This is a genomic window from Cryobacterium sp. N21 (assembly GCF_002929575.1).
Taxonomy (GTDB): domain Bacteria; phylum Actinomycetota; class Actinomycetes; order Actinomycetales; family Microbacteriaceae; genus Cryobacterium; species Cryobacterium flavum.
Genome location: NZ_PJJQ01000035.1, coordinates 410053 through 425255, shown reverse-complemented (window position 1 = coordinate 425255; position 15203 = coordinate 410053). Strand labels below are relative to the sequence as shown.

The window sequence follows — 15203 nt, the reverse complement described above, 5'->3', positions numbered from 1 at the left end:
GACCGTTCACATTTTGATGATGACCTGTGGCAATCCATCGCGACGGGACGTCGCCTTGCGTTCGCACCAGAATCGACAAAGGAGTCAATTTCGTGACCACCGCGCCCCGCCCATCTGCCGGAGAATCGGTCAACCCTGCAGCAAGCGCTGCGGCGGTGGCTGACGCCGAGTCTTACGTCATCGGCGTCGACTTCGGAACTCTCTCCGGCCGGGCCGTGGTCGTACGCGTCTCCGATGGCGTCGAGATTGGCTCCGCCGTCCTGGATTATCCCCACGCGGTCATGGACACGACCCTCGCCGCGACTGGTGAGGCGCTTCCTCCCGAGTGGGCACTTCAAGTACCCGCGGACTACGTGGCCGTGTTGCAGAGTGCCGTTCCGGCCGCCGTCGCAAGCGCTGGCATTGACCCATCTCGCGTCATCGGAATCGGGACCGACTTCACTGCATGCACGATGGTTCCCGTACTCGCCGACGGTACGCCGCTCAACGAGCTCGCCGAATACGCGGGCCGCCCGCACGCGTATGTGAAGCTCTGGCGCCACCACGCGGCACAGGGCCAGGCCGACCGCATCAATGACCTCGCGACCTCGCGCGGTGAGAGCTGGCTGCCGCGTTACGGCGGGCTGATCTCGAGCGAATGGGAATTCGCCAAGGGACTCCAGCTTCTCGAGGAAGACCCCGAGCTCTACAACCGTATGGACCACTGGGTCGAGGCCGCCGACTGGATCGTCTGGCAGCTGACCGGGCGTTACCTGCGCAATGCCTGCACTGCTGGCTACAAAGGCATCCTGCAGGACGGCGAGTACCCGAGCGAGGCCTTCCTCGGCACGCTCAATCCGGCCTTTTCCCGCTTTGCCCTCGACAAAGTGGCGCACGAGATCGGTCAGCTCGGCGCATCCGCTGGCTCGCTGTCGGCCGAGGCCGCAGCCTGGACGGGGCTCCCCGAAGGCATTCACGTGGCAGTCGGCAACGTGGACGCCCACGTGACAGCCCCGGCCGCGCAGGCTGTGAATCCCGGCCAAATGGTGGCCATCATGGGTACCAGCACCTGTCAAGTGATGAACTCCGACCGTCTCGCCGAGGTGCCGGGGATGTGCGGCGTCGTCGACGGCGGCATCATCTCCGGGCTTTACGGCTACGAGGCCGGCCAATCCGGCGTTGGCGACATTTTCGCATGGTACGTCAATAACCAGGTACCGGCGGCATACGTGGAAGAGGCCCGCGCGCTCGGCCGCAGCGTGCATGAGTACCTCACCGAGCTCATCAAAGACCAACCCGTTGGCGGGCACGGGCTCGTGGCGCTCGACTGGCACAGCGGCAACCGCTCAGTACTCGTCGACCACGAACTCTCCGGGCTAGTCATCGGCATGACCCTCACTACCCGGCCCGAAGAGATCTATCGTGCACTGCTGGAAGCAACGGCCTTTGGCACCCGCGCCATCGTGGAAACATTCAACGACAGCCACGTGCCGGTGACCGAGTTCATCGTGGCCGGCGGCCTGTTGAAAAACGCGTTCCTAATGCAGATTTACAGCGATATCCTTCGCATGCCCATCAGCACTATCGCGAGCGATCAGGGCCCCGCGCTTGGCGCGGCTATTCACGCCGCCGTTGCTGCCGGCGCTTACCCCGACGTGCGCGCGGCCGGCGAGAAGATGGGCAAGCTCAACAAAAACGTCTATGTGCCCAACGAGGCGTCTTCGGCGGCGTATGACGAGCTATTCGCGGAATACACGCGGCTGCACGATTATTTTGGTCGCGGCGAAAACGACGTTATGCACCGCCTCAAGGCCCTCAAACGTCGGGCTGCGGTCACCGCACGGGAAGCGCTGGTGTCGGTATGAGTACCTACGGACCCCAGATCGAAGTAGCGATCGCCCGCGTTCGCGCCGAGATCACCCGCCTGCACGCCGAGCTGTTCCGCAATGGACTCGTGGTCTGGACCGGTGGCAACGTTTCCGGCCGTGTGCCGGGCGCGGAGCTCTTCGTGATCAAGCCCAGCGGAGTCGACTATGCCGACCTGGCTCCCGAGAACATGATTCTCTGCGACCTCCAGGGAAATGTCATACCGGGCACGCCCGGCGCCGACCGTTCGCCGTCGAGTGACACCGCGGCGCACGCGTACGTCTATCGGAACATGCCTGACGTTGGGGGCGTCGTGCACACGCATTCCACTTACGCCACGGCCTGGGCCGCCCGTAACGAAGCCATCCCGTGTGTGATCACGGCCATGGCCGATGAATTCGGTGGCCCGATTCCGGTGGGACCGTTCGCGATTATCGGTGATGATTCGATCGGCCGCGGCATCGTGGAGACCCTCGCCGGCCACCGTTCGCGGGCCGTGTTGATGGCTAACCACGGGCCGTTCACGATTGGTAAGGACGCCCGGGACGCAGTGAAGGCCGCCGTGATGGTGGAAGACGTGGCCCGCACGGTGCAGCTCGCCCGAGCGGGCGGCGACCTCGTTCCCATTTCGCAGGATTCCATCGATTCCCTATTTGCCCGATACCAGAACGTCTACGGACAAGCACCGCAGGGAGCACTGAAGTAATGGCATCTCTCACCACGACCCTCGACCAATACGAGGTTTGGTTCCTCACCGGAAGCCAGAACCTGTACGGCGAAGAGACCCTACGCCAGGTGGCCGAGCAATCCCAGCAAATCGCTCGGGCGCTCCACTCATCGACCGCCGTCCCGGTCAATGTGGTCTGGAAGCCGGTGCTAAAAGACTCCGAGTCCATCCGCCGTGCCGCCCTTGATGCCAATGCCGACGACCGCGTTATCGGCCTGATCGCCTGGATGCATACGTTTTCCCCGGCCAAGATGTGGATCGCCGGCCTCGACGCGCTCACCAAGCCCCTGCTGCACCTGCACACGCAGGCGAATGTCGAGTTGCCCTGGGCCGAGATCGATTTTGATTTCATGAACCTCAACCAGGCCGCGCACGGCGACCGTGAGTTCGGCTACATCCAGACTCGTCTCGGCGTGACCCGCAAGACCGTGGTCGGCCACGTGTCCAACCCGGCCGTGTCCGGCAGCATCGGCTCTTGGACCCGCGCCGCGGCTGGCTGGGCAGCCAGCCGCAGCATGAAGCTCGCCCGCTTCGGAGACAACATGCGCTACGTGGCCGTGACCGAGGGCGACAAAACCGAGGCCGAACTGCGCTTCGGCGTGCAGGTCAACACCTGGCCTGTGAACGAGTTGGCCGAGGCCGTGCACTCCGCAACGGATGCCGCCATCGACGTCTTGGTCGCCGAATATGACGACCTGTACGACGTGGTTCCCGAACTGCGCAAGGGCGGCGAACGGCACGAGTCGCTGCGCTACGGCGCCGCGATCGAGCTGGGGCTGAAGAGCTTCCTCGAGGCTGGCGACTTCGCCGCGTTCACCACGAGTTTCGAAGACTTAGGCGCCCTGCGCCAACTGCCCGGCCTTGCCGTTCAGCGCCTGATGGCCCAGGGCTACGGCTTCGGCGCAGAGGGCGACTGGAAGACATCCGTTTTGGTGCGTGTTGCCAATGTGATGGGTTCCGGCCTTCCGGGCGGCGCGAGCCTGATGGAGGACTACACCTACGACCTCACCCCCGGCGCCGAGTTGATTCTCGGTGCTCACATGCTCGAGGTGAGCCCCTCGCTCACCAGCGAACGGCCGACGCTCGAGATCCATCCGCTCGGTATCGGCGGCCGCGAAGACCCCGTGCGCCTGGTCTTCAACACCGACCCCGGCCCCGCCGTGGTTGTGGCGATGAGCGACATGCGCGATCGGTTCCGCCTGGTGGCGAATGTGGTCGAGGTTGTCGAGCCGACAGCCGCGCTGCCGAACCTGCCGGTGGGACGCGCCGTCTGGCGCCCCGAACCCGACTTCGCAACCTCGGCCGCTGCCTGGCTCACCGCCGGCGCCGCCCACCACACCGTGATGTCGACCGCCGTCGGCATCGAGGTTTTCCACGATTTCGCCGAGATAGCTCGAACCGAGCTTCTTGTGATCGATAAGACCACCACCCAGCGGGATTTCACGCGTGAGGTGCGTTGGAACCAAGCCTACTACCGACTGGCGCAAGGCCTGTAGCGGGACCAGCACTACCAGCAATATCTCAATCACCGCCTTGACATCATCGTCGAAAATATAGAAATTCGAAGGGAAACACAGTGAAGACACGAAAGGTCCTTATCGGCATTGCTGCCATTGGACTCGCACTCACGCTCGCGGCCTGCTCGGGAACCCGTGGTGGTTCGACCACCACGACTGACGCTGCGGGAGCCAACAAGGGTGCGCTCATCGGGGTGGCCATGCCAACCAAGACCTCCGAGCGGTGGATCAAAGACGGCGACGCCGTCAAAGCCGACCTGGAGGCGCTCGGTTACAAGGTCGACCTTGAGTACGCGGATGACAAGATCCCCACGCAGGTGCAGCAGATCAGCAACATGCTCACTAAGGGCGCGAAGATCCTCATTATCGCCTCAATCGATGGAACAGCGCTGAGCGACCAGCTTGACCAGGCCGGCAAGTCGGGCGTCAAGGTCATCGCATACGACCGCCTGATTAACGGCAACAAAAACGTCGACTACTACACCACGTTCGACAACTTCAAGGTTGGTGTCGACCAGGCATCCAGCCTGCTCACCGGCCTGGGTATCCTCGATGCTTCCGGTAAGGACACCAGCGAGGCCGGCCCGTTCAATGTTGAGCTGTTCGCCGGAAGCCCCGACGACAACAACGCGACGTTCTTCTTCAACGGCGCGATGGAGACCCTGCAGCCTTACATCGACAAGGGCGTTCTCAACGTCAAGAGTGGCCAGACTGGTTTCACGCAGGTCGCCACGTTGCGTTGGGACCCCTCGACAGCACAGAAACGGATGCAGAACCTCATCGCCAGCACATACTCGGACGGCAGCAAGGTTGACGGTGTGCTGTCCCCGTATGACGGCCTCTCCATCGGCATCATCTCGGCGCTGACAAGCTCGGGTTACTCCGCGGACGCCCTGCCGGTCATCACCGGCCAGGACGCTGAAGCTGCGTCGGTCAAGTCGATCATCTCGGGCCAGCAGTATTCAACGATCTACAAGGACACTCGCCAACTGGGCAAGGAAGCCGTGAAGATGGCCGATGACATCCTGAACGGCAAGATCCCGGAGGTCAACGACACGAAGAGTTATAACAACAAGGTCAAGGACGTCCCGACCTTCCTGTTCCAGCCCACCGTGGTCACCATCGACAACTACAAGGAGGTTCTCGTCGATAGCGGGTACTACACCGAAGCCGACCTGAAGTAAGTCCCCCTCCTCAACAGGTCGTGGCGGTGGGGAACCGCCGCCACGACTACCCCTCAGGCATGAAAGAAGGAGCAACGGTGACAACCAACATTCTCGAGATGCGCGGCATCACGAAGACCTTCCCAGGTGTCAAGGCACTCCAGGATGTCTCCCTCGCGGTCGAACGCGGCCAGATTCATGCTATTTGTGGTGAGAACGGTGCGGGAAAGTCCACCTTGATGAAGGTGCTGAGTGGCGTTTACGCGCACGGCAGTTACGACGGCGAGATCGTTTTCGAGAACGAGACCGTCGAGTTCAAGACCATCAACGAGTCCGAGGCCACGGGCATCGTTATCATCCACCAGGAGCTCGCGCTGAGTCCCTACCTGTCGATCGCCGAGAACATCTACCTCGGCAACGAGCAGCAGACGAATGGCTGGATCGACTGGAATAAGACCAACCGCGAGGCGGCCAAACTCCTCGCCAGAGTGGGGCTGAAAGACAACCCCATCACGAAAGTAACCGACATCGGCGTCGGCAAGCAGCAACTCGTGGAGATCGCGAAGGCGCTCTCCAAGGAGGTGAAGCTGCTCATCCTGGATGAGCCGACCGCCGCTCTCAATGACGAGGACTCAGCGCACCTGCTTGATCTGATCAAGCACCTGAAAGGCCAAGGGATCACCTCGATCATGATCAGCCACAAGCTGAATGAGATTAAGGCAATCGCCGACAAGGTCACGATCATCCGAGATGGCAAGACCATTGAGACCCTCGACATGCACAAGGATGAGATTTCGGAGGAGCGCATCATCAAGGGGATGGTTGGCCGAGACCTGGGGAGTCGGTATCCGGACCACACGCCGCACATCGGCGAAGAGATCCTGCGCGTAGAGGACTGGACTGTCTACCATCCACTGCACCATGATCGTATGGTCGTCAAGGACGCCAATATCCAGGTGAAAGCGGGCGAGATTGTAGGCATCGCTGGCCTCATGGGGGCCGGGCGCACCGAGCTGGCGATGAGCGTCTTCGGCCACAGTTACGGGGCCAAAATCTCGGGGCGAGTGTTCAAGAATGGGGTGCTGATCAAGACCAACACGGTCTCGGCGGCCATCGGCCACGGCCTTGCCTATGCCACTGAGGACCGCAAACACTTCGGTCTCAACCTGATCGAAAACATCCAGCGCAATATCTCGCTGGCCGCGCTGCAGAAGCTGGCACGGAGCGGCTGGGTCGATGCGAACCGCGAGTCCACCGTCGCGGAAGGCTTTCTCAAAAGTATGAACATCAAGGCACCGAGCGTGGAAGCAATTACCGGCAAGCTCTCTGGCGGGAATCAGCAAAAGGTCGTGCTCTCGAAGTGGATGTTCTCAGACCCCGACGTGCTCATCCTGGACGAGCCCACCCGTGGTATCGACGTGGGTGCTAAGTACGAAATCTATGGAATCATCAATCGGCTCGCCGATGAGGGGAAGGGGGTCATCGTCATTTCTTCCGAGCTGCCGGAGCTACTCGGTATCTGCGATCGTATTTACACTCTGGCGGAGGGGCGTATCACCGCGGATGTGCCACGCAGCCAGGCCACAGCCGAATATCTCATGCAACGAATGACCCAGGAAAGGGACAAGGAAAGCTGATGACTGTCTTCAGATCCTCACTCGACTATCTCGCCGGACAGCTCCGCCAGATCGGCCTGTTCATCGCTCTGATTGCCATCATCATTTTCTTCCAAGTGGCGACTTCAGGAATTACGCTGAAGCCGATCAACGTGTCGAACCTGATCGTGCAGAACAGCTACATCCTTATCCTCGCGGTCGGTATGGTCATGGTGATCATCGCGGGCCATATCGATTTGTCGGTGGGCTCGGTTGTGGCCTTCGTTGGCGCGATGTCGGGGGTCATGATCACCCAATGGCATATTCCGTGGTGGGGGGCCATCATTCTCTGCCTGATCCTGGGTGCGCTCGTGGGAATGTGGCAGGGGTTCTGGATCGCCTACTTTGGCATACCGGCCTTCATCGTCACCTTGGCCGGCATGCTCACATTCCGTGGTCTCACTCAGATTGCTCTGCAAAACCAGCAAATCTCGCCGTTCCCCGACGAGTTCCGTGCGCTTGGCAGTGGGTTCCTGCCGGACCTCGGGGGCGGAACGAGTCTGCTGGAACCGCTGACAGTGGGGCTGGGATTACTCGCAACCGTCCTGCTGGTGGCTCAGGGCGTGAGATCTCGCATGGCGCGCAGGAAGTACGACGTGGAAGATGAACCGCTAGCGTGGTTCCTGGTCAAGCTCGTGTTCACCGCTGGACTGATCCTATTGATAACGTTCCTGCTCGCCAGCTACCGTGGCACTCCGATCGTGCTCGTCGTGCTCGGCATTCTCACCGTGGGATATTCCGCAGTGATGTCTCGAAGCGTCTTCGGGCGACATGTGTACGCGCTTGGCGGGAACAGGCTCGCGGCGGCCCTCTCGGGTGTAAAGACCAAGCGGGTCACGTTCTTGCTCTTCGTTAACATGGGCGTTATCGCGGCCCTCGCCGGCCTGGTCTTCACCGCACAGCTGAACCTCGCCAATCCCAAGGCCGGTGATGGCTTCGAACTTGATGCAATTGCGGCCGTATTCATCGGTGGCGCGGCGGTTACGGGCGGTATCGGCACGGTGACCGGTGCCATCATCGGTGGCCTGATCATTGGGATCCTGAACAACGGTATGTCGATTCTCGGTGTGGGAACAGAGTTCCAACAGCTCATCAAGGGGCTCGTGCTGTTGGGCGCCGTGGCTTTCGACGTCTACAACAAGCGTCGTTCCGGCAGTCACTGACCGAATTCGACTCACGATAGAGTCCCGACTGTCTTCGGACGTCGGGGCTTTCGTGTGCCTGGGGCCAGCCGATACGACACGCCGCCCGAGATTCCACAGGCAAAATAATGTTCCGGGCGGTACCTGTGGATAACCCGGTGCAGTTCCGCGGAATGTCGGCGGTTTTGCGCCGGGGGACTGTGGGCAACGTGTGGAATGTCGGTGGATAACTACACAAATGTAATTACTGCATGTAGTGGCTATTGAGCGTAGCGATCACTAGATGTAGTATTGAAACTCTAGTCAGGCACTACAGCCCGACAGTACGCTTGCTCACTTTGAACGACGATTTCTGACGAATACTCGCCGGAAATCGAAGAGTTTCATCGAACATACTTGCGAAGTATATCGAACAGTTTTAGACTTGACCTGCCAAGAAGAAAGGCCATAATCATGGCAATCACCGTTTACACGAAGCCCTCCTGCGTGCAGTGCACGGCCACCTACCGTGCCCTCGACAACAAGGGCATCGAGTATGAGGTGCTCGACCTCTCGGTCGACGAAAACGCCCTCGAAGCTGTCAAGGCATTGGGCTACCTGCAGGCGCCCGTCGTGATCACCGACGAAGAGCACTGGTCGGGCTTTCGTCCAGACAAGATCAACGCACTCGCTGCTCGCCTCGCGTAGCCACCACCAGCACACCCCCGCCTCAACGCGCCGCCCGATCAGAATCGCCAGACTAGATGACTGACATCGTGTACTTCTCGAGCACCTCGGGCAACACTGCCCGGTTTGTCGAGAAACTTGGTCGAACGGCAGCGCGAATCCCGCTTCATGCGCGTGAGGAGCCGCTCGTCGCCCAAGAGCCGTTCGTGCTCTGCGTGCCCACCTATGGTGGTGGCAGTGTGGGCGGGGCGGTGCCCAAGCAGGTCATCAAGTTTTTGAACAACGAGACCAATCGGTCGTTGATTCGCGGCGTCATCGGCGCCGGCAACATGAATTTCGGTACGGCATACTGCCTGGCTGGCGACATCATCGCCGCCAAGTGCAAGGTGCCCCACCTCTATCGCTTCGAAGTATTTGGAACACCGGATGATGTGCGCATCGTTCACGACGGATTGGAAGAATTTTGGAAACAACAGCCGTGAAGATCACGCCCATCGATGCACCGTCGGGCATGGACTACCACTCGCTCAACGCGATGCTCAACCTGTACGGCCCGAACGGGGAGATCCAGTTCGACAAGGACCGCGAGGCTGCCCGCGAGTTCTTCCTGCAGCACGTCAACCAGAACACCGTGTTCTTTCACTCGCTGCGCGAGCGCCTCGACTACCTGGTCGAGAAGGAATACTACGAACAGGCCGTACTCGACCAGTACTCGTTCGAGTTCATCACGAGCCTGAACGACCTCGCGTACTCGAAGAAGTTCCGTTTTCAGAGCTTCCTCGGTGCCTTCAAGTACTACACCTCGTACACGCTGAAGACCTTCGACGGCAAGCGTTACCTCGAGCGTTTCGAAGACCGCGTCGTCATGACCGCGCTGGGTCTCGCCTCCGGTGATGAGAAGCTCGCCGTCGCCCTGGTCGAAGAGATCATCGCCGGACGCTTCCAGCCCGCGACCCCCACGTTTTTGAACTCTGGCAAGGCTCAGCGCGGCGAGCTCGTCTCGTGCTTCCTGCTGCGCATCGAAGACAACATGGAGTCGATCTCCCGTGGCATCAACTCCTCGTTGCAGCTCTCCAAGCGTGGCGGCGGCGTGGCGCTGCTGCTGAGCAACATTCGTGAGGCCGGCGCGCCGATCAAGCAGATCGAGAACCAGTCCAGCGGCATCATTCCCGTGATGAAGCTGCTCGAAGACTCCTTCAGCTACGCCAACCAGCTCGGTGCCCGCCAGGGCGCGGGAGCGGTCTACCTGCAGGCGCACCACCCAGACATCATGCGTTTTCTCGACACCAAGCGTGAGAACGCCGACGAGAAGATTCGCATCAAGACCCTCTCGCTCGGCGTCGTCATTCCCGACATCACCTTCGAGCTCGCCAAGAACGACGAGTGGATGTACCTCTTCTCGCCGTACGACGTGGAAAAGGTCTATGGCGTGCCCTTCGCCGACATCTCCGTGACCGAGAAATATCACGAGATGGTCGACAACCCCCGCATCAAGAAGTCCAAGATGAAGGCGCGCGAGTTCTTCCAGACCCTCGCGGAGATCCAGTTCGAGTCCGGCTACCCGTACATCATGTTCGAGGACACCGTCAACAAGGCGAACCCGATCGAGGGTCGTATCAACATGTCGAACCTCTGCTCCGAGATTCTGCAGGTGAACACCCCGACCACGTACAACGAGGACCTCTCGTACAACGAGATCGGCAAGGACATCTCCTGCAACCTCGGCTCGATGAACATCGCCCTGGCGATGGACTCCGGCAACCTCGGTCGCACCGTGAACGCGGCCATCCGTGGCCTGAACGCGGTGTCCGAGCAGAGCCACATCAGCTCGGTTCGCTCCATCGAAGACGGTAACGACCGTTCGCACGCCATCGGCCTTGGCCAGATGAACCTGCACGGCTACCTGGCCCGCGAGCGCATCTACTATGGCAGCGAAGAGAGCATCGACTTCACCAACATCTACTTCTACACGGTGTTGTTCCACGCGTTGACGGCCTCCAACGCCATCGCCATCGAGCGCGGTGGCACCTTCGAGGGCTTCGAGAACTCCACCTACGCCTCCGGTGCGTTCTTCGACAAGTACACCGACCAGGTCTGGGAGCCGACCACCGCCCGCGGCGCCGAGCTGTTCAGCCAGGCCGGGGTGTCGATTCCCACGCAGGCGGATTGGGCCGAGCTCAAGGCATCCGTTGTGAAGCACGGTATCTACAACCAGAACCTGCAGGCCGTGCCGCCCACCGGGTCGATCTCGTACATCAACAACTCCACCGCGTCGATCCACCCGATCGCAGCGAAGATCGAGATCCGCAAGGAAGGCAAGCTGGGCCGCGTGTACTACCCGGCGCCGTTCATGACGAACGACAACCTGGACTACTACCAGGACGCCTACGAGATCGGCTACGAGAAGGTCATCGACGTGTACGCGGCGGCGACGCAGCACGTGGACCAGGGCCTCTCGCTGACGCTGTTCTTCAAGGACACCGCCACCACCCGCGACATCAACCGCGCCCAGATCTACGCGTGGAAAAAGGGCATCAAGACCATCTACTACATCCGTCTGCGTCAGATGGCCCTTGAGGGCACTGAGGTTGAGGGTTGCGTCTCGTGCGCGCTGTAACTTTTCTGAACACCGGAATGTCTATGAAGGACGAATCATGAGTAGCCCCAAGGTCAAGTTGGTGTCGCATGTTGATGCGATCAACTGGAACAAGATCGAAGATGAGAAAGATGTCGAGGTGTGGAACCGCCTCACCAACAACTTCTGGCTGCCCGAGAAGATCCCGCTGAGCAACGACATCCAGTCGTGGAACCAGCTCACCCCGGTGGAGCAGCAGCTCACCCTGCGCGTGTTCACCGGGCTGACCCTGCTCGACACGATCCAGGGCACCGTCGGCGCCGTCTCGCTCATCCCTGATGCGATCACGCCGCACGAGGAAGCCGTGTACACGAACATCGCGTTCATGGAATCCGTGCATGCCAAAAGCTACTCGTCGATCTTCTCGACCCTGAGCAACACCAAGGACATCGACGAGGCGTTCCGCTGGTCGACCGAGAACGAGAACCTGCAGCGCAAGGCCTCGATCGTGATGGACTACTACCAGGGCGACGACCCGCTGAAGCGCAAGGTGGCCTCGGTTCTGCTCGAGTCCTTCCTGTTCTACTCGGGCTTTTACCTGCCCATGTATTTCTCCAGCCGGGCCCGCCTCACCAACACGGCCGACCTCATCCGCTTGATCATTCGTGACGAAGCGGTGCACGGATACTACATCGGCTACAAGTTCCAGAAGGGCCTTGAGAAGGCCACTCAGGAACGTCGCGACGAGATCAAGGACTACGCCTTCAACCTCGTGTTCGAGCTGTACGAGAACGAGGTGCAGTACACGCAGGACCTGTACGACGAGGTCGGCTTGACCGAAGACGTGAAGATGTTTCTGCACTATAACGCCAACAAGGCGCTGATGAACCTCGGCTACGAGGCGATCTTCCCGAAGGACGTCTGCGACGTGAACCCGGCGATTCTCTCGGCGCTCTCACCCAACGGCGACGAGAACCACGACTTCTTCTCGGGTTCGGGTTCGTCGTATGTCATCGGCAAGGCTGTTGTGACCGAGGACGACGACTGGGACTTCTAGAGGAGCGTCTGGTGCGGGAAGGGCGGAGGCTTGGGCCACCGCTCTTATTGCTCGCCATGTGAATTACCGGTCGCGGCGGATGCCGCATGGGACTAACGTGATGGTGTGCCCGCTGCTGTGGTCAACGCCCAGAGCGCTCACGCCGCAGGCGTGCAGCGCCTTCTGCAGCGATATCGGGCCGTCCCGGCAACGGCCCCGATTCGACTGGCCAAGCGCACCTCGAATCTGTTCCGAACCCGATCGAAGACCGGGGCGACAGGCCTCGACACGTCCGGCCTGACCGGCGTCATCTCAGTGGATGCTGCGGCGCAAACGGCGGACGTGGCCGGCATGTGCACCTACGACGACCTCGTCGCCGAGACGCTGCGCTACGGGCTGGTGCCGTTGGTCGTGCCACAGCTCAAGACCATCACCCTTGGCGGCGCGGTCACCGGCCTCGGAATCGAGTCGACGTCGTTCCGCAACGGCCTGCCCCACGAGTCGGTGCTCGAACTGGACGTCCTGACCGGCGCCGGAGAAGTGCTGACCGTATCATCGAGCGAGAACACCGCGCTGTACCGCGCCTTCCCCAACTCCTACGGAACTCTGGGCTACGCGGTGCGCCTGCGCATCGAACTCGAACCCGTCAAACCCTTCGTCGCTCTCGCGCACGTGCGGTTCCACTCGCCCGTCGATTTGGTCGCCGCTATAGACGGCATCATGGCCACCGGCAGCCTCGACGGCGTCGCGGTTGACTATCTCGACGGCGTGGTGTTCAGCGCCGACGAAAGCTACCTCTGCGTGGGTAGACAGACTGGCGCGCCCGGCCCGGTCAGCGACTACACCGGCCAACAGATCTACTATCGCTCCATGCGGCACGAGCGCGGCGTGACAACCGACCGCCTCACGATCTACGACTACCTGTGGCGCTGGGACACGGACTGGTTCTGGTGCTCTGAGGCGTTTGGCGCGCAGCATCCGCTTATTCGTCGGTTCTGGCCCGCGCGCTACCGCCGCAGCAGCTTCTACGCCACGCTGATGCGGATCGAACAGCGGTTCCACCTTGGCGATCGCCTTGAGAAACTGCACGGCAAGCCGCCCCGTGAGCGGGTGGTGCAAGACGTCGAGCTGCCCCTGGAGCGGTGCACGGAATTTCTGGATTGGTTCCTCGAGACCGTACCGATCGCTCCGATTTGGCTGTGCCCGCTGCGCTTGAGAGCCGACGATCGCTGGCCGCTCTACCCGATTCGACCGCGACAGAGTTACGTGAACGTCGGGTTCTGGTCGACGGTGCCGGTTGGGCAGGTCGAGGGCGAGACGAACCGGCTGATCGAACGCAAGATCGGCGACCTTCACGGGCACAAATCGCTCTACTCCGACTCCTACTACTCACGGGAGGAGTTCGACGAACTCTACGGCGGGGACGTCTATCGGGCCGCGAAGAAGCGGTACGACCCCGATTCCCGCCTCCTCGACCTCTATGCGAAGGCGGTGCAACGACAGTGACCACGTTCAAGGATCAGGCGATACAGACGACGGATGCCCCGGCGGGCAAGTTCACCCTCGCGCAGGTTCTGGAGATTCTGGCCGGCGGTCGCCTCCCGGTGAGCTTCACCGCTTACGACGGGAGCACGGCGGGACCACCGGATGCGCCGTTCGGGCTGGACCTTCTGGCCCCGCGCGGCACGACCTACCTCGCTACCGGCCGCGGTGACCTCGGACTGGCCCGCGCCTATATCGCCGGCGACCTCGACATCCACGGTGTGCACCCCGGTGACCCCTATGAGCTGCTCAAGGCGCTCGCCAACAGCCTCGAGTTCACCCGGCCACGCGCGCGGATGATGGTGGACATCATCCGCTCTATCGGTGTGAGGCAGTTGCGCCCGATCAGTCCGCCGCCGGAAGAAGCGCAGGCTCGATGGCGCCGCGTCGCCAGCGGGCTGCGGCACAGCAAGACACGTGACGCCGAAGCGATCCACCACCACTACGACGTGTCGAACCGGTTTTACGAGTGGGTGCTCGGGCCATCGATGACGTACACCTGCGCCTGCTACCCAGACAGCGACGCCCCCCTCGACCAGGCGCAGGAGAACAAGTACCGGCTCGTGTTCGAGAAGTTGCGGTTGAACCCCGGCGACCGGTTGCTCGATGTCGGCTGCGGCTGGGGCAGTATGGTGCGCTACGCCGCCCGCCGCGGCATCCGCTCCACCGGTGTGACGTTGTCGAGAGAGCAGGCTGAGTGGGCGCAGCGGGCCATCGCCGACGAGGGCCTGAGCGATCTGGCGGAGGTTCGATTCGGTGACTACCGCGACATCACCGAAACCGGCTTTGACGCCGTGTCATCCATTGGGCTGCTCGAGCACATCGGCGTGCGCAACTATTCGTCGTACTTTCGTTTTCTGCAGGACAGACTGCGCCCCGGAGGCTTGTTGCTCAACCACTGCATCACCCGGCCAGAGAACCGCACCGAGCCGGCGACCCGAGGCTTCATCGATCGCTATGTCTTTCCCGACGGAGAGCTCACCGGCTTGGGCCGGATCATCAGCGAGGCGCAGGATGTGGGTCTGGAGGTGCTGCACGAGGAGAACCTGCGCCAGCACTACGCGCTGACGCTGCGCGATTGGTGCGCCAACCTGGTCGAGCATTGGGACGAGGCGGTCGAGGAGGTCGGGCTGCCCACGGCAAAGGTGTGGGGGCTGTACATGGCGGGCTCGAGGCTCGGGTTCGAGAGCAATGGGATCCAACTGCACCAGGTGCTGATGACCAGGCCCGACGAACGTGGCGGTGTCGGCGAACTGCCGTTGCGGTCGTGGTGGACGCCGTAACCGTAGCCCGGCTCGGTGAGAAAACGGTTCAACGCGCGGCGGCCGGAACCCC

Annotated in this window: 12 protein-coding genes; all 12 read left to right on the top strand. The window is 61.5% G+C overall.

Annotated elements, in window-relative coordinates; genetic code table 11:
* The first annotated feature begins 155 nt into the window (after positions 1 to 155).
* Positions 156 to 1844 carry a ribulokinase gene (araB, locus tag CXY77_RS16430; RefSeq protein ID WP_092340394.1) on the top strand — a complete coding sequence of 563 codons (1689 nt, stop codon included), beginning with the start codon at positions 156 to 158 and terminating at the stop codon, positions 1842 to 1844.
* Entirely contained in the window at positions 1841 to 2551 is a 711-nt protein-coding gene (locus CXY77_RS16425) for an L-ribulose-5-phosphate 4-epimerase (RefSeq protein WP_092340393.1), read from the top strand. The genes araB and CXY77_RS16425 overlap by 4 nt, the downstream gene beginning before the upstream one ends.
* Positions 2551 to 4068, top strand: a complete 1518-nt coding sequence (gene araA, locus CXY77_RS16420; protein WP_092340392.1) for an L-arabinose isomerase — start codon at positions 2551 to 2553, stop codon at positions 4066 to 4068. The genes CXY77_RS16425 and araA overlap by 1 nt, the downstream gene beginning before the upstream one ends.
* Positions 4069 to 4148: 80 nt before the next feature.
* Positions 4149 to 5273, top strand: coding sequence for a multiple monosaccharide ABC transporter substrate-binding protein (gene chvE / locus CXY77_RS16415; protein ID WP_092340391.1), 1125 nt, complete (start codon positions 4149 to 4151; stop codon positions 5271 to 5273).
* Positions 5274 to 5332: 59 nt separating this feature from the next.
* Positions 5333 to 6889: a multiple monosaccharide ABC transporter ATP-binding protein gene (gene mmsA, locus CXY77_RS16410; RefSeq protein WP_369831309.1), complete on the top strand. Its 1557-nt coding sequence runs from the start codon at positions 5333 to 5335 to the stop codon at positions 6887 to 6889.
* Positions 6889 to 8070 (top strand): multiple monosaccharide ABC transporter permease, encoded by a 1182-nt coding sequence (gene mmsB / locus CXY77_RS16405; protein ID WP_092340389.1) that lies wholly within the window; start codon positions 6889 to 6891, stop codon positions 8068 to 8070. Before mmsA ends, mmsB begins: the two co-directional genes overlap by 1 nt.
* Positions 8071 to 8502: 432 nt before the next feature.
* Complete coding sequence (gene nrdH, locus CXY77_RS16400) at positions 8503 to 8736, top strand: glutaredoxin-like protein NrdH (protein WP_035880942.1); 234 nt, start codon at positions 8503 to 8505, stop codon at positions 8734 to 8736.
* Positions 8737 to 8792: 56 nt separating this feature from the next.
* Positions 8793 to 9197, top strand: a complete 405-nt coding sequence (gene nrdI / locus CXY77_RS16395) for a class Ib ribonucleoside-diphosphate reductase assembly flavoprotein NrdI (RefSeq protein WP_092340388.1) — start codon at positions 8793 to 8795, stop codon at positions 9195 to 9197.
* Between the two features lie 29 nt (positions 9198 to 9226).
* Positions 9227 to 11332: a class 1b ribonucleoside-diphosphate reductase subunit alpha gene (nrdE, locus tag CXY77_RS16390; protein ID WP_104089188.1), complete on the top strand. Its 2106-nt coding sequence runs from the start codon at positions 9227 to 9229 to the stop codon at positions 11330 to 11332.
* A gap of 37 nt (positions 11333 to 11369) precedes the next feature.
* Complete coding sequence (gene nrdF, locus CXY77_RS16385; RefSeq protein WP_092340387.1) at positions 11370 to 12347, top strand: class 1b ribonucleoside-diphosphate reductase subunit beta; 978 nt, start codon at positions 11370 to 11372, stop codon at positions 12345 to 12347.
* 105 nt (positions 12348 to 12452) lie between these two features.
* Positions 12453 to 13832, top strand: coding sequence for an FAD-binding oxidoreductase (locus CXY77_RS16380; protein ID WP_104088979.1), 1380 nt, complete (start codon positions 12453 to 12455; stop codon positions 13830 to 13832).
* A complete protein-coding gene (locus CXY77_RS16375) occupies positions 13829 to 15151 on the top strand; it encodes a class I SAM-dependent methyltransferase (protein WP_104130501.1) in 1323 nt (440 codons plus the stop codon). Before CXY77_RS16380 ends, CXY77_RS16375 begins: the two co-directional genes overlap by 4 nt.
* Positions 15152 to 15203: the final 52 nt, after the last annotated feature.